General features: G+C 42.0%; 23 protein-coding genes. 8 read left to right on the forward strand and 15 right to left on the reverse strand.

Annotated features, from left to right (window positions below; genetic code table 11):
- Positions 1 to 115 precede the first annotated feature (115 nt).
- From IEX12_RS07000 to IEX12_RS07060, 13 genes are all read right to left on the reverse strand, one after another.
- Positions 116 to 661 carry a glycerol-3-phosphate responsive antiterminator gene (locus IEX12_RS07000; protein ID WP_088053557.1) on the reverse strand — a complete coding sequence of 182 codons (546 nt, stop codon included), beginning with the start codon at positions 659 to 661 and terminating at the stop codon, positions 116 to 118.
- A gap of 177 nt (positions 662 to 838) precedes the next feature.
- Positions 839 to 1,210 carry a dihydroxyacetone kinase phosphoryl donor subunit DhaM gene (dhaM, locus tag IEX12_RS07005; protein WP_088052847.1) on the reverse strand — a complete coding sequence of 124 codons (372 nt, stop codon included), beginning with the start codon at positions 1,208 to 1,210 and terminating at the stop codon, positions 839 to 841.
- 6 nt (positions 1,211 to 1,216) lie between these two features.
- A complete protein-coding gene (dhaL, locus tag IEX12_RS07010; protein ID WP_230856227.1) occupies positions 1,217 to 1,837 on the reverse strand; it encodes a dihydroxyacetone kinase subunit DhaL in 621 nt (206 codons plus the stop codon).
- Between the two features lie 18 nt (positions 1,838 to 1,855).
- Positions 1,856 to 2,848: a dihydroxyacetone kinase subunit DhaK gene (gene dhaK, locus IEX12_RS07015; RefSeq protein WP_102414840.1), complete on the reverse strand. Its 993-nt coding sequence runs from the start codon at positions 2,846 to 2,848 to the stop codon at positions 1,856 to 1,858.
- 148 nt (positions 2,849 to 2,996) lie between these two features.
- Positions 2,997 to 4,490, reverse strand: coding sequence for a glycerol kinase GlpK (gene glpK / locus IEX12_RS07020; RefSeq protein WP_088052845.1), 1,494 nt, complete (start codon positions 4,488 to 4,490; stop codon positions 2,997 to 2,999).
- 18 nt (positions 4,491 to 4,508) lie between these two features.
- Positions 4,509 to 5,339 carry an MIP/aquaporin family protein gene (locus tag IEX12_RS07025; RefSeq protein WP_088052844.1) on the reverse strand — a complete coding sequence of 277 codons (831 nt, stop codon included), beginning with the start codon at positions 5,337 to 5,339 and terminating at the stop codon, positions 4,509 to 4,511.
- A gap of 615 nt (positions 5,340 to 5,954) precedes the next feature.
- A complete protein-coding gene (gene fdhA, locus IEX12_RS07030; protein ID WP_102414839.1) occupies positions 5,955 to 7,172 on the reverse strand; it encodes a formaldehyde dehydrogenase, glutathione-independent in 1,218 nt (405 codons plus the stop codon).
- Positions 7,173 to 7,270: 98 nt separating this feature from the next.
- Positions 7,271 to 8,221: a dipeptidase gene (locus tag IEX12_RS07035; protein ID WP_102414838.1), complete on the reverse strand. Its 951-nt coding sequence runs from the start codon at positions 8,219 to 8,221 to the stop codon at positions 7,271 to 7,273.
- A 59-nt stretch (positions 8,222 to 8,280) separates the two neighbouring features.
- Positions 8,281 to 9,030, reverse strand: coding sequence for an alpha/beta hydrolase (locus tag IEX12_RS07040; protein ID WP_102414837.1), 750 nt, complete (start codon positions 9,028 to 9,030; stop codon positions 8,281 to 8,283).
- A 122-nt stretch (positions 9,031 to 9,152) separates the two neighbouring features.
- Positions 9,153 to 9,350 carry an alpha/beta-type small acid-soluble spore protein gene (locus tag IEX12_RS07045; RefSeq protein WP_286170974.1) on the reverse strand — a complete coding sequence of 66 codons (198 nt, stop codon included), beginning with the start codon at positions 9,348 to 9,350 and terminating at the stop codon, positions 9,153 to 9,155.
- Between the two features lie 107 nt (positions 9,351 to 9,457).
- Positions 9,458 to 10,312 carry a glycosyltransferase family protein gene (locus IEX12_RS07050; protein WP_102414836.1) on the reverse strand — a complete coding sequence of 285 codons (855 nt, stop codon included), beginning with the start codon at positions 10,310 to 10,312 and terminating at the stop codon, positions 9,458 to 9,460.
- 142 nt (positions 10,313 to 10,454) lie between these two features.
- The gene (locus IEX12_RS07055; RefSeq protein WP_102414835.1) at positions 10,455 to 11,405 is read right to left on the reverse strand and encodes a threonine ammonia-lyase; all 951 of its coding nucleotides are present in this window, start codon (positions 11,403 to 11,405) and stop codon (positions 10,455 to 10,457) included.
- 64 nt (positions 11,406 to 11,469) lie between these two features.
- Positions 11,470 to 11,943, reverse strand: a complete 474-nt coding sequence (locus tag IEX12_RS07060) for a hypothetical protein (protein WP_088052838.1) — start codon at positions 11,941 to 11,943, stop codon at positions 11,470 to 11,472.
- Positions 11,944 to 12,894: 951 nt separating this feature from the next.
- On the opposite strand from IEX12_RS07060, the gene rfbA reads away from it, so the two are divergent.
- The 8 genes from rfbA to IEX12_RS07100 all read left to right on the forward strand — a co-directional run bounded on the left by rfbA (position 12,895) and on the right by IEX12_RS07100 (position 19,908).
- Positions 12,895 to 13,827 (forward strand): glucose-1-phosphate thymidylyltransferase RfbA, encoded by a 933-nt coding sequence (gene rfbA, locus IEX12_RS07065; RefSeq protein ID WP_102414834.1) that lies wholly within the window; start codon positions 12,895 to 12,897, stop codon positions 13,825 to 13,827.
- Positions 13,820 to 14,854, forward strand: coding sequence for a dTDP-glucose 4,6-dehydratase (gene rfbB / locus IEX12_RS07070; RefSeq protein WP_102414833.1), 1,035 nt, complete (start codon positions 13,820 to 13,822; stop codon positions 14,852 to 14,854). Before rfbA ends, rfbB begins: the two co-directional genes overlap by 8 nt.
- Positions 14,833 to 15,786: a glycosyltransferase family 2 protein gene (locus tag IEX12_RS07075; protein ID WP_088052835.1), complete on the forward strand. Its 954-nt coding sequence runs from the start codon at positions 14,833 to 14,835 to the stop codon at positions 15,784 to 15,786. Before rfbB ends, IEX12_RS07075 begins: the two co-directional genes overlap by 22 nt.
- A 6-nt stretch (positions 15,787 to 15,792) precedes the next feature.
- Positions 15,793 to 16,476 carry an N-acetyltransferase gene (locus IEX12_RS07080; protein WP_102414832.1) on the forward strand — a complete coding sequence of 228 codons (684 nt, stop codon included), beginning with the start codon at positions 15,793 to 15,795 and terminating at the stop codon, positions 16,474 to 16,476.
- 2 nt (positions 16,477 to 16,478) lie between these two features.
- Entirely contained in the window at positions 16,479 to 16,844 is a 366-nt protein-coding gene (locus tag IEX12_RS07085; RefSeq protein ID WP_088052833.1) for an EamA family transporter, read from the forward strand.
- 37 nt (positions 16,845 to 16,881) lie between these two features.
- Entirely contained in the window at positions 16,882 to 17,052 is a 171-nt protein-coding gene (locus tag IEX12_RS07090; RefSeq protein ID WP_188724848.1) for a hypothetical protein, read from the forward strand.
- Positions 17,053 to 17,129: 77 nt separating this feature from the next.
- Positions 17,130 to 18,251, forward strand: coding sequence for a dTDP-4-amino-4,6-dideoxygalactose transaminase (gene rffA, locus IEX12_RS07095; RefSeq protein ID WP_102414830.1), 1,122 nt, complete (start codon positions 17,130 to 17,132; stop codon positions 18,249 to 18,251).
- Positions 18,214 to 19,908, forward strand: coding sequence for a DUF6044 family protein (locus tag IEX12_RS07100; protein WP_088052830.1), 1,695 nt, complete (start codon positions 18,214 to 18,216; stop codon positions 19,906 to 19,908). The genes rffA and IEX12_RS07100 overlap by 38 nt, the downstream gene beginning before the upstream one ends.
- A 65-nt stretch (positions 19,909 to 19,973) precedes the next feature.
- On the opposite strand, the gene IEX12_RS07105 is transcribed toward IEX12_RS07100, so the two are convergent.
- Together IEX12_RS07105 and IEX12_RS07110 are read right to left on the reverse strand one after the other, a co-directional pair.
- Positions 19,974 to 20,651: a hypothetical protein gene (locus IEX12_RS07105; protein ID WP_088052829.1), complete on the reverse strand. Its 678-nt coding sequence runs from the start codon at positions 20,649 to 20,651 to the stop codon at positions 19,974 to 19,976.
- A 196-nt stretch (positions 20,652 to 20,847) separates the two neighbouring features.
- Complete coding sequence (locus IEX12_RS07110) at positions 20,848 to 21,930, reverse strand: tartrate dehydrogenase (RefSeq protein ID WP_088052828.1); 1,083 nt, start codon at positions 21,928 to 21,930, stop codon at positions 20,848 to 20,850.
- Positions 21,931 to 22,180 lie beyond the last annotated feature (250 nt).

A 22,180-nucleotide genomic window follows, 5' to 3' on the forward strand; every position in this document is an offset into this window, starting at 1 on the left:
TTTCTCTCGGGTTGATGGTTCCCTGCTCCCGTTAAGGTTTCTCTTCTCAGCCTGATATACACCAGTCGCTAACATGGTTTGGATAAGTTAAAACAAACGCACAAAGGCAGGGCAATCAAAGCCCCCATAGTGCTTTGTCAGACGTCGAAATCGCCTTGGCACCGGAATCGTACGCACGTTGTACTTCTGCATCTGTTCTAATTAGCCCGCCAGCAATCACCGGTATACCTGTCCGATCTGACACCTCCGTAATTAAAGCTGGAATGATGCCAGGCATAATTTCGATATAGTCAGGCTTTACCCGATTGATGATCTGGATAGTGTTCTCCAGCGCATGGGAATCCACAGCAAACATTCGCTGTACGGCCAAAATATCATGCTGCTTTGCCAGTGAAATGACATTTCCTCTTGTTGATACAATCCCATCAGGTTTTATTTCCCGGAAAATAAATTCAACACCATAGTCATCTGTCTTTAATCCTTGAATTAAATCCGCATGTACAAGTACTTTTTTATTGTTGCGCTTGGAATAGTTGACAAGGGATTTAATTTGCGAAAGTCTTGATTCCAAAAAAATGATGTATTCATGATCGCTGGTAAGCAATTTCTCAAAGTCTTTCATATCCCTCACAGCTGGTAGTATTCCATTAAGTTCTGCGATAATGATCACCTCAAAAAAATTATTGTTCTGAGAATATCATAATTGTTTAAATTCCCATAGGAAAATGGTCAATTTAAATTCCTGCGTGTTATATCTTAGCTATATTCTCTTTCGCAAAGCTTGTCTTAAACAAAATTGGCTGTCCCAATTAACTACACTGAAACAGCCATTTTAGCATTAAAATTCGCGCTCAAGTGTTGCAATAATTTCATCAACCGATTTTCCCATTCCTGCTTCAACTGACGCAACGTAGGCCCCTTCAATCAGTGGAGCTTCAACAATCTTAATATGTTCTCGATCAGTCATTTCCACTGCCATTTCCGCATTCATTTTAGCACTTCCCAAATCATAGACCAGCAACACACCTTTACCTTCATCGGCTCGCTCGATTGCTTTTAGTATTTTGTCAATGCTTGTGCCAATTTGATTATCATCTGTCCCGCCGGCAAGTTCAATCGCCACATCCTGGTTTACTTGCCTGATGATGTCTTTAATTCCCTCAACTACCTTTGGACTATGGGAAATCAGGACAATACCTGCGTAAGCCATTCTCTATCACACTCCTTCACGAATAACACCAGCAAGAGATTCAAACAAATAAAATGATGAAACAGATCCTGGATCAAGATGCCCAATTGATCGCTCTTTCAAGTAGGCAGCTCGTCCTTTAGTTGCCATTGTTTCTTTTGTGTTCTCCATCGCTGCTTTTGCTGTATCAAGCATCAGACTCCCATCAAAATGATCGTTTTCCTGGAGCTTTTCTAAGACAGCTGACCAGACGTCGACAAGGGTTTTTTCGCCAACCTCCGACTTTCCACGTTGCTTCACCCCAGCTACTGCATCTTCCATTCCTTTGGTGAATAGAGGGTAATCGACATCCTGCCCTTTGAAAGCCATTGATAGTTTCAGAAATGCCGTCCCATACAATGGACCCGCAGCACCGCCTACCTTGGACATCAATGTCATTGCCACGTCCTTCATTACATCTGCAACATGCTGATAGGTTTCGCCATCAAGCTTGGTCATTACTTCCCGAAATCCGCGAGCCATATTAATGCCGTGGTCCCCATCACCAATTGCCTGGTCAAGCTCCGTTAGCTCCTGCTTTTTTTCCTGTATTCTTTCATTCGTAGCTTTCATCCATTTACGTGCATGTTCAACTTGAAAAATTTCCACAAGTCTTACCCCCTTCCATTAACTATAAAAAGCCGGAGCAGTTGACGGTGCGTCCAATAATTCTTTCAACTGATTGTCCAATTTTAATAATGTCACCGAACAGCCGGCCATTTCTAACGATGTCATGAATTCACCGACAAACGTTTTGTAGACATTCATTCCTTGATCCGCCAAGATTGCTTGTACCTTTCCGTTGACAATATACAATTCCATTTCCGGTGTGGCTCCAAGCCCATTAATCATAACAGCAACATCACTATTAGCAAAATCTAAGTCAGTAAAAATTTTGTCCGTTAATTCACCAGCGATTTCATCTGCTGTTGCAACTTTTTTCCGCTCAATTCCAGGCTCCCCGTGAATCCCGATACCAACCTCCATCTCATCATCCGCAAGTTCAAAGCTAGGTTTTCCTGCCGCTGGAACCGTACACGGACTTGTCGCCACTCCCATCGAACGTACATTACGGATAACCTTTTCCGCCACAGCCTTAACCTCTTGCAAAGAACCGCCTTTTTCTGCCATTGCCCCGGCAATTTTATGTACAAATACAGTTCCCGCAATTCCACGGCGGCCAGAGGTAAATGAACTATCCTCTACTGCAACATCGTCATTGACAACCACTTTTTCCACTTGAATTCCCTCTGCTTCCGCCATTTCCGCTGCCATTTCAAAATTCATGACGTCACCAGTGTAATTTTTTATAATCAGCAATACACCTGCACCACTGTCAACTGCTTTAATTGCTTCCAAAACTTGATCTGGCGTTGGCGAGGTAAAAACTTCCCCAGCCACCGCAGCATCCAACATTCCTTTGCCAACATATCCAGCATGGGCAGGTTCATGACCGCTACCACCACCGCTGACGAGTCCAACTTTTCCGGAAACGGGCGCATCCTTCCTGGTAATGACGGTTGTATCAGGTAACTGTTTTACACTACCTGGATGTGCAGTAACAAGTCCCTGAATCATATCTTGTACGACTCGCTCCGGGTCATTCACTATTTTCTTCATCCAATTCACTCCCTGTTAGTGTGTGTTCAAAAAGTCGCCACTTATCATTTGGTGACTGTTTGAACATCCCCTATTGCTAGTATTTCCTTACCTGATTTAAGAATACCTGAAAAGAGAGACCAACCCCAGTAGTTGGTCCCTTTACGGCTTATTTAAATTCTCTTGTTGCTCGTACAGCTTTTTTCCATCCATCATAAAGCTTGGTGCGTTTTTCTTCCTCCAGCTCATTTGTAAATGTTTTTTCGTTTTGCCATTGCTTGGAAATTTCGTCTTTATCTTTCCAATACCCGACAGCAAGACCTGCCAAATATGCTGCACCTAAGGCGGTTGTTTCCTGCACAACCGGCCGCTCCACTGGTACACCTAAAATATCGCTTTGGAACTGCATTAAGAAATTATTTTTCACAGCCCCACCGTCAACACGTAAGGTTTTCAAATCAATACCGGAATCGGCGATCATCGCATCTAACACATCTTTTGTCTGATATGCCAGTGATTCAAGGGTTGCCCGAATAAAGTGTGCCTTCGTTGTCCCGCGGGTTAAGCCAAAGACTGCACCTCTCGCTTCACTATCCCAGTACGGTGTCCCCAGTCCAACAAAAGCAGGAACCATGTAAACACCATCCGTCGAATCGACCTTTGTAGCGAAATCTTCACTTTGTGGAGCGTCTTCAATAACCTTCAATCCATCACGCAACCATTGGATAGCAGATCCAGCAACAAAAATACTTCCCTCTAACGCGTACTCTACCTTCCCATCAACGCCCCACGCTAATGTTGTCAGTAATCCATTTTCCGATTGAACGCCTTCTTCTCCTGTATTCATTAACATGAAGCAGCCCGTTCCATAAGTGTTTTTAGCCATTCCTTTATCAAAACATGCTTGACCAAACAATGCCGCCTGCTGATCCCCGGCGATACCAGCAATTGGTACCTCATGACCAAAGAAATGATAGTCAACTGTATTGGCATATACTTCAGACGACTGACGAACTTCCGGCAGCATGCTTTTCGGTACGTTTAGTATATCTAGTAGTTTATCATCCCATTTCAGATCATAAATATTAAACATCAGTGTCCTGGAAGCATTGGAGTAATCCGTAATATGGGTTTTCCCGCCGGATAGTTTATAAACAAGCCATGAATCCATTGTTCCAAACAATAAGTCACCTTTATCTGCTTTTTCCCTTGCACCTTCGACATTATCAAGAATCCATTTCACCTTTGTTCCGGAAAAATACGGATCAATCAGTAAACCGGTTTTCTCTCTAAATATTTCGTTGTAACCAGCTTCACGCAATTCTTTACAAATGCCATCCGTTTGCCGGGATTGCCAGACGATTGCTTTATAGATAGGCTTCCCAGTGTTTTTGTCCCAAACGACCGTCGTTTCCCGTTGATTTGTAATACCGATTCCAGCTATTTGAGTTGGCTCAACATCAGCCTTTCGCAACACTTCGGCCACGCAGGCAAGCACCGAATTCCAGATTTCATTCGCATCATGTTCAACCCAGCCGGGATGTGGGAAAAATTGCTCAAATTCTTTTTGTGCTGTTTCGATTATGGTACCACTCTGGTCAAAAAGAATGGCCCTTGAACTTGTGGTACCTTGATCCAAGGATAAAATATACTGTTTACTCATAATCATTTCCTTCCCTAATTAATTTTTTATTGTTTCCTCCAGTTTATTAGCTGTTCTCCCTTTCTTCAATTCAGAACTTGCAGCACCAATTAAAATTGCTACAACAATGACACTCATCACCCAAAAAAACGCTGAAAATTCACTTAAAAACATGGCATTGTAGAAAACCGCACCGTAAATACCACCGATAATCGGACCCACGACTGGAATCCAGGAGTAACTCCAATCTGAACCACCTTTTCCTGGTATTGGCAAAAGTGCATGGGCAATTCTTGGACCCAGGTCTCGTGCCGGGTTAATCGCATATCCGGTTGCCCCACCTAGCGATACACCAATTGCCAAGATTAAAGCACCTACAATAAGCGGATTTAATCCTTCCGTAATTTCATTAGCACCGATAAACATCAATCCCAGCAACAAGACAAATGTCCCGATAATCTCACTGACCAGATTGGAGAAAGGGCTGCGAATAGCAGGATCCGTTGCAAATACCCCAAGTTTTGCTGCCTGATCTTTTGTTTCCTTCCAATGTGGCAAATAGTTTAGAAATACAATACAGGCACCAATGATTGCACCAATCATTTGCGCGCTAATATACATTGGAACTTTTGACCAAGGAAATTCTCCTGCAGCTGCAAATCCTAATGTCACAGCAGGATTTATATGTGCACCAGTAAAGTTTCCGACTGCATAAACACCCATTGCTACTGCAAGACCCCAGCCAACTGTAACAACAATCCAGTCGGAACCTTCTGCTTTTGTAGCCTTCAGAACAACACCGCCAACAACACCTCCCCCTAAAATAATCAGGATCATCGTACCAATTAATTCAGCTAAAAACTCAGACATACTTTACACCCCTTTATAAATTTCTAATACAACCGGTTTCATAACAAGAAAAAAATAATGAAGAAAAAGACCCACACTTCAATAGACATACCTTTTCCAACGAAGGTACTACTGAAATGCGGGTCTCCATATCTCCACCACATGATTAACTTGTTACGATAATTATAATTTTTATTGTAACCGTTGTCAATGGTTGTCCGGATTTTCATTGGAGAGTTCCGCATTATTCCATGTCCCAAGTTGGTTTATCAAAAGGATCAGATTACAAAAATATATGCAGTTTATGCATGTTTCATTCTCGAATCATAAAAATCCCGCTAGCTTATATGAAATATATTATTAGGAAATAGTTACGAATATATGCTAAAGTAGCCACTGGTTTGCTCCTGTCAACCATGGCTTGGACACTTAACGGTGGTTTTCGGGCGGTTATAACAACCTCCACCGCTTGTCAGTTAATTTACACTTTTATTGGCAAATCCTTCATTCCCAGGCAACGCCCTGGTTTGTTATAAACTTCTTTTCCCTAAAATCGACTCGGCTAATCCAAAAATAAAAAACTCACGAAATCAGTAGTGGTTTCATGAGTTTTATCAGTTTTTATAGATTTATAGATTAATTTCTCACCAGTCCATGCGGATCAATGACAAATTTCTTCGATGCACCGCCATCAAATTCTTTATATCCGCTTGGAGCTTCATCAAGCGAAATTAATGTTGCGTTTACCGCTTTGGCAATTTGCGCTTTTCCGCTTAAAATCGACTTCATTAAATCACGATGGTATTTCATTACCGGTGTTTGTCCCGTAACAAATGTATGTGCCTTGGCCCAGCCTAACCCAAGTCTGATTCTTAACGTCCCCTCTTTCGCATCGGCCTCAACTGCACCTGGATCACCCGTTACATAAAGTCCAGGGATGCCAAGTTTCCCACCTGCCTTTGTAATATCCATAACTGTGTTTAGTACGGTTGCTGGCGCTTCCACTGCCCCCTCACCATGACCACTTGCTTCAAAACCAACCGCATCAATTGCACAATCCACTTCAGGAATACCTAGGATTTGCTCAATCTGTTCCCCAACATTGTCGTGTGCCCGCAAGTTGATTGTCTCACATCCGAAACTTCTTGCCTGTGCTAACCGTTCTTCAATCATGTCACCAACAATGACAACCGATGCACCAAGAAGCTGTGCGGAATGCGCCGCTGCTAATCCAACAGGACCTGCTCCGGCAACGTAAACAGTTGATCCGGTTTTGACACCTGCACTGACTGCCCCATGATATCCGGTTGGGAAAATATCCGAAAGCATGGTTAGATCAAGAATTTTTTCCATAGCCTTGTCTTTATCAGGAAATTTTAAAAGCTGGAAATCGGCATAAGGAACCATGACATATTCCGACTGGCCACCAACCCAGCCGCCCATGTCAACGTAACCATATGCCGATCCTGACCGATCCGGATTTACATTCTCACAAATATGGGTATCCTGTCTCCGGCAGCTTGGACAACGGCCGCAAGCAATATTAAATGGAACAGAAACCAAATCCCCTTTTTTGATAAACTCGACATCACTGCCAACTTCGATTACTTCACCCGTAATTTCGTGCCCCAAAATCAACCCACTTGGCGCCGTTGTCCGACCTCTGACCATATGCTGGTCACTGCCACAAATGTTCGTGGTAACAACTTTAAGAATGACACCATGATTGCATTTTCTGCCGACGTTAAGTGGATTTACCCCAGGTCCATCATGCAATACTAAATCCGGATAGCCAATATCCTGAACCTCAACCTCTCCTGGCCGTACATAGGCAACCCCACGATTACCAGCCATATGAACCACTCCTTTACATCAGATAGTTGTACACATGTACACGCTATCATTCTATGATCTGGAGTATTTAAACATGCTTCTTTTATCAAACCTTTTACCTATAAAGGTCGATGGCGTAAAAAATTACGGTATGCAAAGCCCTTTACCTCTTCCTCTTTATAATGTTTCAACAGCGCATTAATCAGGTTATGATATTTCGCTGCATTTTCCAGATCACTAATGTAGTGGCTGATTCCATCAAAGTCAGAACCAAAACCAATCTGATGTACTCCGCCAAGTGCACATAAGTGGTCGATATGTTTGAGCAAATCAGCAATCTTGGCGTTCTGTTCGTCACCAGTTGTAAAGAGTGGATGAAACACGACATGGATCAGCCCGTTACTCGCGAACATCTGCTTAATTTGGTCATCATACAAATTCCGTGGGTGGTTACAAATCGTACGCGCATTGGAATGACTTGCAATCGGGTAATCCGCCAGCTCCAAAATATCCCAAAATCCATTCACAGTGGCATGTGAGACATCGGTAAAAACATGATGCTGATTATTCAGCTTGACGACTTCCTTACCTAAAACCGTTAAGCCACCACCACGCGGTTCCTCTGCTCCGTCAGCACAAAGATTGACATTATTCCATGTCAAACCAATCGATAAAACACCAAGCCGGTACAAATGGCGCAATTTCATTAGATCATTTCCGAATGCATCCGCACCCTCCAGCGTCAAAACAGCGCCCATCTCCCCGTCCTGCAATGTATCAAAGTCTGCCCAATCTTTAATATGCTTCACCTGTGGATTTTTGCCAACTACCTCTGTATAAAATAAATCGATCTGTTCGAGCGCGTGCTGCCATTTTTCATCTGAAGGTACATCGGGATGAATAAATATGGCAAAGAATTGGACCTTAACACTGCCTTCTTTTAAATTATGTAAACTACTGTCCAATTGAGCTGAATCCTGAAAATGAATAGGCTCAAGTCCAAACATTTCCCCCCGTTTTGCCATTTGCAGTTTCAGCAGAACATCACAATGTGTATCAATTATGTTCACGTCTAAGACCCCTTTAAGTAGTATAGAGCGTGTCACTGAACACGCTCTTCTCTATCAAACTACATGATTGATTTAATAAATTCAATACTTTTCTCCGCGATCAATTCCTTATCGTTATCCAATGTTGCTACATGGAAACTATTTTCCAACTTAATGATCGAACGATTTTCGGATATGATGGATTCATAGATTTCCTGTGAATTTTCTGGTGGCACAACATGGTCAACCGTTGATGAAAAAATGAGTGCGGGTACATTTATTTTTGCTAAATTACTTCTGACTAGTTTGGACAAATTGATTAGCTCACCCATTGACTTCACAGGCGTCTTCGGATAGGCAAGTTCCTCGACGCCCTCCTTTTTGATGTCGGAACCGATGCCGTCAACAAACTTCGTGTCAGTGGAACGGTGCTGTTCATACGTTTCGATCAGTTCAGGCATCTCTATTGCTGCGTTAATTGGCACGATGCCTTTAATTTCCGGATGATTTTCCGCTAAGTACAATGTTAAGGTACCGCCCATTGATAGTCCTGTGACAAAAACGGCTGAACAGGTTGCTTTTAATTTTTCAAGTCCATCCTCAACCGTTTGGATCCATTCCTGATAGGTTGACTTTTCCATATCCTCCGGAGCGGTTCCGTGACCCGTTAATCTTGGCCCATAAATCGTAAAACCCGCTTCAGCCAGCTGCTCCCCCAAAAACCGCATACTTTGCGTTGAACCTGTAAACCCGTGAATGACAAGGACACCTGTATTATTTCCTGGGTAGTAAAATTCCTCCGCATCTTTCATAATATGAAATTCAGCCATATTCTTCACCCTTCTAAAAAATTATTTATTTTAAAAATATTTTATCATAATAAAAACGGTATCAAAAGAGGACCCTAACAAGAGTCCTCTTTCGGTATGCTTACTGACCTACAGCACATTAGCTATCGTTTGCCATTTTGCATACTTTGTTCGGCGATTTTGATCATTCGTTTGACCATTTCGCCACCCACCGATCCGTTTTCACGTGCAGTCGTGTCTGCTCCAGGCTTGACACCTAATTCATTTGCAATTTCCTCTTTCATTTGGTCTATTGCATTTTCCGCACCAGGCACCAACAATTCATTATTGTTTCTTGCCACACTGATCACTCCTTGTGGGTTTTCGAACAGATTTACCTGTTCACTTGTATATTTTGGTTCTCCGTACTTGTCTATCCCTGTCAAAAGATGGTTCATGACGCTTACTGCTATTCATTTACTTTTTTCCACGTCTTAACAAGTCCATCAACAATCGGCGTAATCACATCATCGTCTTCGTTATAGCGGCTATGTGATAGAGGATTCCAGCTTGTAAACATCCCCCCGACATTTACTGCTACATCCTTCGTTACATTCGTATCATACATTTCATTTATTGATTTCAAAGGATATGCCAGCACATCATCTTTATCGTAAAAGTTAAGCCATTCCCCTTGGACATTAGCATGATACTGTTTTAATAAAGGGGAAGGTACATGAATTGGTGATCCGAAATCAACATAACGTACTGACCATAACGCCAGCGGACTTCCCATTGTATAGAAGAGTGACAGCGTTTCCCCTTTTTCCAAAGGGGTATTATTCATCCGCTGCTTCGTCCGCATGCCGATTTTCTCTTGTCTGAACTGCAGGTCAGCAAAATAATTACTTGCAACGATACTGCCAAGACTATGACTGATCACACATAACGGTGCAGTTGAGCCCGCCCTGTTTTTCAGACGTGAAAGGGATTCCGCGAATATCGCGTGCACCTTATCATAGTTTTGATCGCCGCTGACAGTTGGCTGATAGGCAATCGCATCACCAAGGAATTCAATTGTAAACCGTCTCAACCGATCATAATGTAAATTGGCATTTTCTTGTACTTGCTTCCAAAGGGCGGCCTGTTCATCCGCAAATACAACCGACCAAAACACAGGTTCAAACTCCAGCTCTTGTTCGGCATTGTCCAGATGAAGCTTTTTCGTAAAATCTTTGGCAATTAGACGCATCATTTCTTCCGCAAAATCTGTTTCGGGTGTTCCTGCTCCATGAAGGATTGCCACGGCAAGTTTCTGGGACATTGGATCACTCCCCAAAATATAGTTATTACCCGAATTACAATATTTAGAATTATTATCATTATACTCTGCGATAGTTTACGCTGACAGATAAGATTGTCCTATTTTTAGCTATTTCATAAAAAATGTTGAAACTGGATAATCCTCATTGAGGTAAAATTCTGCTCAATTTACCGACATCTACATTTCCCCCCGAAAGTACACATACAACGTTTTTCCCCTGTGTATGTAATTTATTAAACATTGCAGCAGCGACAGAGACCGCACTTGATGGCTCGATTAGCTGCTTCATTCTTTCCAGCACAAAGAACATGGCCTGCCGTATTTCATGTTCGCTGACAAGCACTAATTCATCCAAATACTTTTGTACAATCGGAAACGTCCTATCACCTGGCTGACTTGTTCTGAGACCGTCTGCAATCGTTCTTGTTTCCGGAATAGCAGTAATCTCTCCTTTTTCCAGCGATAAATATGTATCATTTGCCATTTCCGGTTCGACTCCAATTACTGTTACTTGCGGCCTCGTTTCTTTTATCGCGGTTAAGATACCGGAAATCAATCCACCTCCTCCGATCGGAACGACAACTACATCTACATCATCCAATTGTTCCAGTATTTCCAGTCCAATCGTTCCTTGTCCGGCAATAATTAATGGATCATCATATGGTGGAACAAAAACACCATTTGCGAGCCGTGCTAATTCCTGAGCCCGGGGCAGTCGTTCTGCTGATGTAAAACCACATTTTTCAATCTTTCCGTTGTATCCTTGAATGGCAGCAATTTTACTTTTAGTTGCATCCTCGGGTACAACAATGGTTGCATCAATGCCAAGAATATCAGCAATGTATGCTACTGCCTGGCCATGATTTCCGGATGAAGCAGCCGTCACAAAGGTTGCTCCAGCTTTAACAGCTTGCTTCACTTTGTTTGTCGCTCCTCTGATTTTAAAAGCACCCGTTTTCTGCAAATGTTCTCCCTTAAGATACACGTTATTTCCACATAACGAAGATAATTGTTTGGAAGTGATGATAGGTGTTTCATTGATGATATCTGAAATTTGTCCGCGTGCCTGGTGGATTTCGGTTATCGTTATCATGTTTTCCAGCCTCCTGTTTTTACTATAATATTTAGTTTAGAATATTTTGTCTTGGTTGAGCAATTTATTTGCCAGGACTGTCCCGATAATCCCAAAGCACTACCCACTCTTCATCGACGGCCGTCACATATACATCCTGAATAATACTAAAGTTGCCGAACTTTCCACCGAATGACTGTGTTACCGTTACCTTATATGCAAGGTCAATCGGTTCCGCTCCCTCCTCCATTTGCCAATCCTTCACTTCTTCCGGTTCCCCAAGTGTATATGTAAACGTTGTAACACCGAAGTCATTCATGAACACGTGTGGGCGAATTTGCAAGTATTGTACTTTATCAAACTTCTCCTTCATTTGCGGATGAAACATTGCCCATGAATCGGAGAATGCCCCATTCTTTTCGTATGTATAAAATGTATCAACTGCTGCAACCGCCATGTCTTCTGGAGACTTGTGGAGGTAAAAATATGCTGTAATCCAAATAACAACAATAGCAAGCAGCAGAATAACCAGTCCCATGCCCTGACGATGTTTGTTCATACCCAATCGTCTCCTCATCATATGTCCTCTATATTCTTATTCAACTACCGAAGCAAATAGTATAACGTTATGCCTGAAACGGTTACCGCAAAAATGCTGGATTATTACTTCCCAAACATTGGAACACAGTATGAAAAAACTATGCAAAACCACCACCTTTAGTTCCAAACACTACTGTACCTGTTAGCCTATTAAACCTAAATCGGCCAAATCGGCCATCATTTTTTTCTTATAATTTCAACTATAAATGAAAATGATGACTTATTTTTCCCCTCTAAATTTTTGGTATTTTTACGCTACCTTAATTCCAAATAAATCTTGTGATCGGTCCAAAGCAAGGTATATAACGCCCCGTAACCGTTGATATAACGGATTTAATTTTCAATTTGGAAATGTAGTAACCTACTGAAATATGCTGTTTTAGTTGACATTTTTCAATTTTCCCTCTACTGTTTAGTCTGAAATAGATAATTGCTGGCAGGGTTTACATAAGTAGTATAAAAAGGATACTCAAAAGTCACCAAATGGCAGGTGGCGAACTCGGGCGCTGGCGATATAGATTCTTCTGCTAAAACCGCCCTCTTTCGCCAAGCGCAGAAATCAGCACCTCCTATAACAAGCCCAATGCTCGAGCTGCGCTGCGCCTCGACTTTCTGATAACCTACGCGAAATGCTAGTATCCGTTGGCTATTGAGGTGGCGTTTTTAGTCGATCTTCTCATTAGCGACTTTTTGAAACGCGCTATAAGGAAATAACACATTTTTTTAATTAAGCCAAACAAGGATGTAGTAACCAAATAAAAAATGAAATATTGCCATAGGCATTCTAGCTGAAACTTGAGCTAATCAAATTGAAACAAAATTGTAAGATTAACTTTCGATGAAAAAGGTAATAGCTTGTTAAGAGGTATGGACTATACGCACGTATTAAAAAAGCAAAGGGATGGTATCCATGAAGGGCATTATACTGGCTGGTGGAAGTGGAAGCCGATTATCGCCAACTACAAACAGTATCAATAAACATCTTTTGGCAGTTTTTGATAAACCAATGATTTATTATCCATTATCGGTATTAATGTTAGGCAGCATAAAAGACATCATGATTATCAGTACGCCATGTGACCGCCCCAGATTTGAGGAACTGCTCGGAGACGGCTCAACATTGGGCATTTCACTTACCTATCAGGAACAGGAGGAACCAAATGGCATTCCCGAAGCATTCATGATAGCGGAGGATTTCATTGGAAAAGACAATGTCGCACTAATTCTTGGCGATAACATTTTTTACGGTCAAGGGTTTACAACAATGCTTCGGAATGCAATCAAACATCATCAGCATGCAACGGTTTTCGGTTATCGGGTAAAGGATCCGGAGCGGTTTGGCGTCGTTGAATTTGACCATCAGCAAAAGGTACTTTCTCTTGAAGAGAAACCTGCGGAACCGAAATCCGATTTCGCTGTCACCGGATTATATCTTTATGATCATCGTGCGGTTGACCTAGCTCGTAAACTTCGGTTCTCTAACCGCGGTGAATTAGAAATTACCGATTTGAACAGGGAATACTTGAAACGCGGACAGCTTAACGTTCAATTGTTAGGAAGAGGCTTTGCTTGGATGGATGCCGGGACACATGAATCACTATTTGAGGCCGCAGCTTTTGTAAGAAATATTCAGCAACGTCAAGGATTTAAGTTGGCTTGCCTTGAAGAAATCGCTTATTATATGGGATATATACCAAAAGAAATATTATACCAAAAAGGGAAGTCGATGGAAAAAAACGATTATGGTAAATATTTGCTGGAAATTGCTAACCGCAAGCATACACAGCAATATTGGGAAGCCATCGACCGTAACCCAATGTTAGGACTGGTCGAAAATGAATAACCAAAAACCAACTATCCTCATTACTGGTGGAGCAGGATTTATTGGATCCAATTTCATTACGTATTTTTTACAAGAACATTCGGAATATCAGCTCGTCAATATTGATAAGCTGACATACGCCGGATCGACGGAAAACCTTAATGAGATAAAAGATCTGCCAAATTATCATTTTATCAATGGTGATATTGCAGATGAGCAATTAGTAAAGTCTATTTTTTCAGATTTCCCTATTTCAGGTGTTATCCATTTTGCTGCGGAATCACATGTTGACAGATCTATTCAGGATGCCAAACAATTTGTTGAAGCAAATGTTGTTGGAACAACGGTACTTCTGCAAGCTGCCCGAAATGCCTGGGAGAGACTAGGCGTACTTCATGAGCGACGTTTTCACCAAATTTCGACCGACGAGATATATGGATCACTTGATGAAACCGGGAAATTTAATGAACAAACACCATATAATCCGCGCAATCCATACAGCGCGTCAAAGGCCAGTGCCAATTTGCTTGTCAAAAGCTTTGGCTATACGTATGGGATGAACATTGTCATTTCAAGCAGTTCCAACAATTACGGGCCAAGACAACACGAGGAAAAACTGATCCCGACCATCATCGCAAAAGCACTCTCCCTGGAGTCCATCCCAATTTACGGTGATGGGAAAAATATTCGTGATTGGCTTTATGTGACCGATCACTGCCAGGCACTTGATTTTGTCTACCATCATGGGAACACGATGGAAACGTATAATATTGGTGGCGGGAACGAGTTGACGAATATTGAAGTTGCAATAAAGATTTGTCAAATTCTTGATCAACTGAAACCCGACATCAAGGCACGTGCATCGATTGAGTACTTTGCCGATTTAATTACGTATACAGAGGACCGCCCCGGACATGATCGCAGGTATGCTGTTGATGACACGAAAACAAGAAAAACATTGGGCTGGAAACCAGTAATGACGTTCGAGCAGGGAATCAGACAAACAGTAGAATGGTATGTGAACAAATGGGAAAAAGTAACCCACTAATTTCCGTTGTCATCCCTGTTTATGGCTGCAGGGCCTGTTTAATTGAACTATGTAATCGCATCAAAAAAACAATTGAAGCCATACCAGCCCGACTTGAGATTATTTTAGTCAATGACGCAAGTCCCGATCATGCATGGGAAACGATCAAACAGCTCAGCGTAAACGATGACCGGATTAAAGGAATTGATCTGGCTCGTAACTTTGGTCAGCATCATGCCATCACGGCTGGACTCGATCATACGAATGGTGACTGGGTTGTGGTGATGGATTGTGATTTACAGGATCGGCCAGAGGAAATAGCAACCTTATACCACAAGGCACTTGAGGGGTATGAAGTCGTTTTTGGCAATCGTACAGTAAGGAAGGATAAATGGATTAAGCGTAAATCATCCCAGCTTTTTTATCGTATTTACGATTTTTTTACCGGACGAAATTCGGATCATACCATCGCCAATTTCAGCATCAGTTCGAAAAAAGTAGTGGAAGGCTTTCGGTGCATGAGGGAACAGAATCGGTTCTTTCCATTATTTATCCAATGGATGGGCTATAAAACGGGATCTGTAGAGGTCGAACATAATGCCAGAAAAGAGGGGAAATCATCTTATAACATTAAAAAGTTAATCACACTTGGAACAGATGCGATCATATCCCAATCCAATAAACCGCTCCGACTATCCATTCAATTTGGTTTTTTGATTTCGTTTGTTTCGTTTTTGTACGGAGTGTATTTATTTGCCCGATATTTTTTTCTTGCTAAACCTGTCCAGGGCTGGACCAGTGTGATGGTATCGATTTTTTTCATCGGCGGACTGATTTTTTTCAATATCGGTGTGCTTGGGTTGTATATTGGAAAAGTATTTAATGAAACAAAAGGCAGACCACTTTATCTTATTCGTGAAACGACAGATGAATTACATAACGAACGGAGCTGATCACTAATGGAATACTTACGCCCGACCCCGTGGGATGAACGGAATTTTCGGATCCCAACGTATGAGGTTACTTCCGTGTCGGAGGAAGCGCTAAAGGAAACTGATCAATATGAGGGGCATTACACGATTAAAGTAAATCCAATGGAGAACCCGGAACAAATTTTAAAGCATGACTTTTATTATATGGACACATTAATTGAGCCAGTTTGCGAAAAGGAAAATTTGGTCGCTTTTGACCGGGAAGGCACATCCATTTCCAAAGATTATGCAAAGGAAGAAGTACTGGCAATCGCGGAAGAAGCTTTTATGCATGGCCGCTTCCATCGCGATTTTCATATTCCCTCCTCGCTGGCTGACTTGCGTTATATGAATTGGGTCAGGGATTTACAGATGAAGGATCAGATTTTTGCTCTTTATTATCAGGATCAGCTGGCAGGTTTTTATGGGTATGAGGGTGAAAAAGTGCTATTACTTGGAATGAAGGAGGAATTTCGCAGTAAGGGGCTCGCCAAAGCTTTCACCAGCAAGGGATGTCAGGCACAATTTAACGATGGGCACGACCGGCTTCGAACGTCGATTTCTGCTGCCAACGTTGCATCGTTGAATTTGTTTATCATGCTTGGTTTCAAATTGAAAAATACAATTGATGTCTATCACAAATTAAACGGCCCGTCCCCGGCGGAAGTGTAGCTATGGGATATGCATATATATTTGGCACCATCTTTTTTACCGTTTATGGGCAATTAATTTTGAAATGGAAGATTGATAAAGCCGGAAGTCTGCCAGAAGTATGGAAGGATAAATTGATTTTTTTATTGCAGCTGCTGCTTGACCCTGTTATTTTATCCGGCTTTCTTTCCGCTTTTGTTGCTTCCCTGTTTTGGATGGCTGCGATGACCAAGTTTAATATCAGTTATGCATACCCATTTATGAGCCTTTCTTTCGTTCTAGTATTTATATTCTCCATCTTATTGTTTAACGAACCAGTGACAATACAGAAAGTTGTTGGGCTAGCTTTGATTGTGCTTGGTATTGTCGTTACGAGCCAGTCATTGTAAGAAGTTTCTTCCGGATGCGATCAGCGGGTTTCCCAGGGTGATCGGCGGGTTTCCCGGGGCGATCGGCGGGTTTCCCGATTCGATCGGCGGGTCTTCCGATTCGATCGGCGATTTTTCCGATTCGATCAGCGGGGTTCCCGATTCGATCAGCGGATTTCCCAATCTGATCGGCGACTTTCCAAGGGAGATCAGCGACTTCCCGGTTTGACTAGCAGTTCAAGGGGACGGAGCTAGCAACCTTTCTTTAGGCTCGGCAAGAGTAAACCAATTTAACGAGGTGAAAACATGATTCCATTTAATAAACCGTGTGCAGTCGGAAGCGAGGAAATGGCAATAGCAGATGCTATCAAAAATAGTAAACTATCAGGCAACAGCCCCTTTGGGAAAAAATGTACCGACTGGTTGGAAAACCAATTAGGATGCGAGAAGGCCTTGTTGACCCCGTCATGTACGGCAGCTTTGGAGATGGCCGCCATCTTAACCGATATTTCCGTGGGGGATGAGGTTATCATGCCATCATACACCTTTGTATCAACGGCTAATGCCTTTGCAATCAGAGGCGCATCCATTCGGTTTGTCGATGTTACACCGGAAACGATGAACATTGACCCAGAACTAGTTGAAGCAGCTATCACGGAGCGAACGAAGGCAATCGTCGTTGTTCATTATGCTGGAGTTGCCTGTGAAATGGATGCCATAATGGACATAGCCGACCGTTACGGATTATGGGTTATTGAGGACGCAGCCCAGGCGCTAATGAGTACATATAATGGAAAGCCTCTTGGTACGATTGGTCATTTTGGCACAATTAGCTTTCATGAAACGAAAAATTTTACGTGCGGGGAAGGTGGCGCACTTATCATCAATGACCAAAATGCTGTAGAGCGAGCCGAAATCATTCAAGAAAAAGGGACAAATCGGCAACAGTTTAAAAAAGGCATGGTAGATAAGTATACTTGGCGTGACATTGGATCATCCTTTCTATTAAGTGATTTAAATGCTGCTTACCTGTCCGTACAGCTTGAGCATGCGGAAACAATTACCGAGGATCGCAAACGGTCATGGCAGCAATATGAGCGGGGACTTCAAGCAGTCAACAACCTTACAATCCCGTTTATCCCGGAAAATTGCGAGCATAATGCCCACATGTTTTTTATCAAAACAAAAAATGAAAGTGAACGTGACGGATTGATCAGCTATTTAAAACAATATGGTATTATGGCAGTATCCCATTATGTACCACTGCACAGCTCCCATGCGGGAAGAAAATACGGGAAGTTCATCGGTACCGATCATTATACAACGACGGAAAGTGAACGATTATTACGTTTACCTTTGTATTATGGACTAGGAGAAGAGGCAATCGATCATGTGGTCAACACTATTTACACGTATTACCAAACATAAATATCCGCTGATCGCTTGCTTGGTTATTCTTGCCTATTTAATGCCATACTACGTACTTGGTGAAGATACTCACATTCGTGTGCACGATAATTTGGATTCGAACATTGTCTGGTACAAACTCCTTGCCGACAGCGGCCATATTTTCACTTTGAAGGATGTCGCACTGCCAAATGTGATAAACGGGTTGCCACGAAGTACGTTACCATCCGGACTTGATGCGATGGTATGGTTGTATGTTTTATTCAAGCCAATAACCGCCTATATCATCGGGCAAACGATAATGCGGTTTGTTGCGTTTTTTGGGATGTATTTGCTGCTGAAAAAAAATCTTCTCAAAAGTGAGCATAAACCACTTATAACAGCTGGGGCGGCGCTTGGATTCGCCCTTTTGCCATATTGGCCATCCGGCTTATTATCGATTGCCGGTTTGCCGCTTGCATTACATATTTTTCTGACAATCCGTTCACAGGGAAAAACAGCGCCGAAATATTATTGGATTACCTTATTTTTGATCCCATTTTTCTCAAATTTTGTTTTAACGTTCGTCTTCTTTCTTAGTCTGATGGGATTATTTTGGCTAATCGATTGGATTCGTAAAAAACGAATTAACTGGCCGTTTTTCGCAGCAATTGCCGGAATGACAAGTATTTATCTAATTAAAAATTACTTGCTCATTTATTCCATGTTTTTTGAGAATGGTTTTACATCACATCGTAGCGAATTAAACCTTGGTCATAAGGATTTACCTGGAACATTTGATTTATTTCTGCACAATTTGATCAATGGCCATACCCATGATTTATCAATCCATTTTTTAATCATATTTCCAGTCATTGGTCTTGCTTTACTGGTGGCTGCTTACCGGAAATTGAATCCGAAACAGCTTTTGGCCTTTTTTCTTTTTAATGTGTTCCTTTCCCTATGGTATGCTCTCTGGTATTGGGAAGGCTGGCGCGTGGTTAAAGATAATTTTATGGTCGCTAACACGTTCAATTTCAGCCGCATTCACTTTTTTGACCCGGCGATTTGGTATATATGTTTTGCCATCGGATTGACCATCTTATGGAAGCATTTTAAATTTTTCAAGCCATTCGTTGTCGTGTTGATTATCGTACAATGCACCATGCTTTTTCAGTTGAACGAAGAAACAAAATACGGCGAAATTGGTACACCGACATTCAAACAATTTTATGCTGTCGAATTATTTCAGGAGATTGAGGATTATATCGGCAAGGATCAGTCCACATACCGTGTTGTCAGCATCGGGATGCACCCGACAATTGCACAATACAATGGATTTTATACACTGGATACATATAACAACAGCTATCCATTAGTATATAAACATAAATTCCGGAAAGTGATCGCTCCGGAGCTTAATAAAAATCCCTCGCTAAAAAGCTATTACGATACATGGGGCGGCAGAGCATACATGTTCGTGGATGAATTGGGAAAACACTATATGTTTGGCAAAAACAGCAAGAAAACAATTGAGAATCTTGCTATTAATACCGATGCCTTAAAAGATCTGGGCGGGGAGTATATTTTTTCAGCATTGCCAATTGAAAATTATCGAGAAAACGGATTGCAGTATGAGCGAAATTTTGTAAAGAATGGATTGCCGTGGCAGGTTTATTTGTATAGAGTTATGAGGTAAATCGCGCCCCACAGTATTAGATACTGCGGGGCGTATTAAAGGCATTATAGCTGCCAGAATTTGGTCTAGTCCTTCATTTCTCCCCCATCTTTCACTTCATCCTTGCCGGGTTCTTTTGACGGTTCTTCAGCTGAACTGTTACCATCTGAACCGTTACCGGAGTCCTCTTCTTTATTATTTCCTTGTTCTGGCTTTACGTTACCCTGGTTATTATCCTTGTCTGTAGCATTATCATCCTGCTCTTTTGACTTATCCATATGATCAGTATTCTTTTTATTGTCCTGCTTATCAACCTTATCCTCGCTGTCCTTTTTTTCAGACTTGCTTTCTGTTCTAGTCTGGTTGCCTATACTCCTGTTGTTAGAGCCGCTACTTTTAGTTACAGTACTGCCGCCTGACTCAGTTTGGTTCTCGGAGCTCCATGAGACTGCGGACTCGCCACCGGCCTTGTTCATATCCGTGTTTATCATATATTCATCTCCATCATCTACTAGTTCTGCTTCATCTTCCAATACCATTTTTTCTACTTCATCTTGGTCTAAAAATGCAATTGACAATGTTTTCTGCGTGTTCGTAAGGCTATTACTAGAATGGTTACGAGCAAGAAAGGTTCTATTTTCATCCGTTTTCGATGCAGCAGGGTTGCTTGTTAGGCTTTTCACAATCCAAAAGCCTCCCCCTGCCAGTGGGATAACAAGTAAAATCGTTGCTATAATTCCTACTGCTTCTTTTTTTACGTCCATCCGTGATCATCATCCTCTATGAAAAAACCAATCTGTTCCGATTTTATCTTTCACTATTTAGACATAATAGGTAAAATTCTCTATTTACATAGTTCGACATTAATTTATAAAATCCTTTTTTAGAAGATAATTTTCCAGACAAATAGGATCCCGGTTTCGATAAAACCTCGAAACCGGGATCCTATACTCTTGTAACCTACTCTCTACCAACCGTTAATCGTTTCAACAATTCAACAAACTGGTCACCAACCTCACTGGTAGAAGCCTTTCCACCCAGATCCGGTGTTAGCTGTTCCTTATCTTCAAGCATTCGTTTTATCGTATGGAGGATAGCTCTTCCCCATTGTCCTTCTTCAAAAAAGTCCATCAGCTGGCTGATTGACCAAATAGCAGCAAGCGGATTGGCAATACCTTTACCGGCGATATCCGGAGCAGAACCATGGACAGGTTCAAACATGGACGGAAATGTTTTCTCTGGATTCACATTTGCGCCGGTCGCCAGTCCCATACCGCCTGTAATTGCAGCGCCAATATCCGTTAAAATGTCACCAAATAAATTGGAAGTAACCACGATTTCGAATCGTTCTGGATTGGTAACAAAATAAAGGCTTGCCGCATCAACGAGATAGGAATAAGTCTTTACATCCGGATATTCTTTCCCGACCTCAGCGAATACCTCATCCCAGAAAACCATCGAATAATTTAGCGCATTACCTTTGCTGACACTTGTCAATGTCCGGTTTGACTCTCGGGCTTCCTCATAGGCATAGCGGATGATCCGTTCGGTACCTTTCCGGGAAAATACACCGGTCTGCAATACGACCTCTTCCGGCATTCCTTTATATAACCAGTCCCCGGCACCTGCATACTCTCCCTCACTGTTTTCCCTGATCACGAGAAAGTCAATGTCCTTTTCTGTTTTTGCTTTCAGTGGTGTCAATGAAGAATGTAGCAATGTAACTGGCCGCAAATTAACATATTGATCAAACTGTTTTCGTATTTTGATAAGCAAATCACGTAATGATATATGGTCCGGAACACCTGGATACCCAACAGCCCCAAGATATATCGCATCAAACGGTTTCAACTGCTCCAGCCCATCATCATCCATCATTTTGCCATGCTGAAGATAATATTCACATCCCCAGGGAAACGTTGTAAATGAGAACGAAATAGACGCGTCCATTCCCTCAATTGCTTGTAAAACTTTCACCCCTTCTGCAACGACTTCTGGTCCAATTCCATCCCCTGGTATTAGTGCGATTTGAAAATTCTTCATCGTAACCTCCTGTATGGTGTCATAAAACCTGTTTTGTTAAAAATAGCCAATACTACCTGCAAACAGAGATGTTACTGTAAAAAGCCCATAAGCAATTTTATGGTATACTTCCTGCATTGTCTGATTCTAGTGAATGACCTCACCTTATCATCCTTTCGGAATGCTTGAAGGTAGGGCTTCCTGTTTCACAGACCATTGCATCTTAGGGGATTCCTAAGACGTCTTACATTGTCTCCACAGGCTTTGTTTA

It is taken from the genome of Lentibacillus populi (genome assembly GCA_014642895.1).
GTDB lineage: Bacteria > Bacillota > Bacilli > Bacillales > Amphibacillaceae > Lentibacillus_C > Lentibacillus_C populi.

Excerpts from the sequence above, each read along its gene's own strand:
- dhaM (WP_088052847.1), bottom strand. The coding sequence starts at position 1,210 with ATGGCTTACGCAGGTATTGTCCTGATTTCCCATAGTCCAAAGGTAGTT.
- dhaK (WP_102414840.1), bottom strand. The coding sequence starts at position 2,848 with ATGAAGAAAATAGTGAATGACCCGGAGCGAGTCGTACAAGATATGATT.
- glpK (WP_088052845.1), bottom strand. The coding sequence starts at position 4,490 with ATGAGTAAACAGTATATTTTATCCTTGGATCAAGGTACCACAAGTTCA.
- IEX12_RS07025 (WP_088052844.1), bottom strand. The coding sequence starts at position 5,339 with ATGTCTGAGTTTTTAGCTGAATTAATTGGTACGATGATCCTGATTATT.
- fdhA (WP_102414839.1), bottom strand. The coding sequence starts at position 7,172 with ATGGCTGGTAATCGTGGGGTTGCCTATGTACGGCCAGGAGAGGTTGAG.
- IEX12_RS07040 (WP_102414837.1), bottom strand. The coding sequence starts at position 9,030 with ATGGCTGAATTTCATATTATGAAAGATGCGGAGGAATTTTACTACCCA.
- IEX12_RS07050 (WP_102414836.1), bottom strand. The coding sequence starts at position 10,312 with ATGTCCCAGAAACTTGCCGTGGCAATCCTTCATGGAGCAGGAACACCC.
- IEX12_RS07055 (WP_102414835.1), bottom strand. The coding sequence starts at position 11,405 with ATGATAACGATAACCGAAATCCACCAGGCACGCGGACAAATTTCAGAT.
- IEX12_RS07060 (WP_088052838.1), bottom strand. The coding sequence starts at position 11,943 with ATGAACAAACATCGTCAGGGCATGGGACTGGTTATTCTGCTGCTTGCT.
- rfbA (WP_102414834.1), top strand. The coding sequence starts at position 12,895 with ATGAAGGGCATTATACTGGCTGGTGGAAGTGGAAGCCGATTATCGCCA.
- rfbB (WP_102414833.1), top strand. The coding sequence starts at position 13,820 with ATGAATAACCAAAAACCAACTATCCTCATTACTGGTGGAGCAGGATTT.
- IEX12_RS07075 (WP_088052835.1), top strand. The coding sequence starts at position 14,833 with ATGGGAAAAAGTAACCCACTAATTTCCGTTGTCATCCCTGTTTATGGC.
- IEX12_RS07080 (WP_102414832.1), top strand. The coding sequence starts at position 15,793 with ATGGAATACTTACGCCCGACCCCGTGGGATGAACGGAATTTTCGGATC.
- IEX12_RS07085 (WP_088052833.1), top strand. The coding sequence starts at position 16,479 with ATGGGATATGCATATATATTTGGCACCATCTTTTTTACCGTTTATGGG.
- rffA (WP_102414830.1), top strand. The coding sequence starts at position 17,130 with ATGATTCCATTTAATAAACCGTGTGCAGTCGGAAGCGAGGAAATGGCA.
- IEX12_RS07100 (WP_088052830.1), top strand. The coding sequence starts at position 18,214 with ATGTGGTCAACACTATTTACACGTATTACCAAACATAAATATCCGCTG.
- IEX12_RS07105 (WP_088052829.1), bottom strand. The coding sequence starts at position 20,651 with ATGGACGTAAAAAAAGAAGCAGTAGGAATTATAGCAACGATTTTACTT.
- IEX12_RS07110 (WP_088052828.1), bottom strand. The coding sequence starts at position 21,930 with ATGAAGAATTTTCAAATCGCACTAATACCAGGGGATGGAATTGGACCA.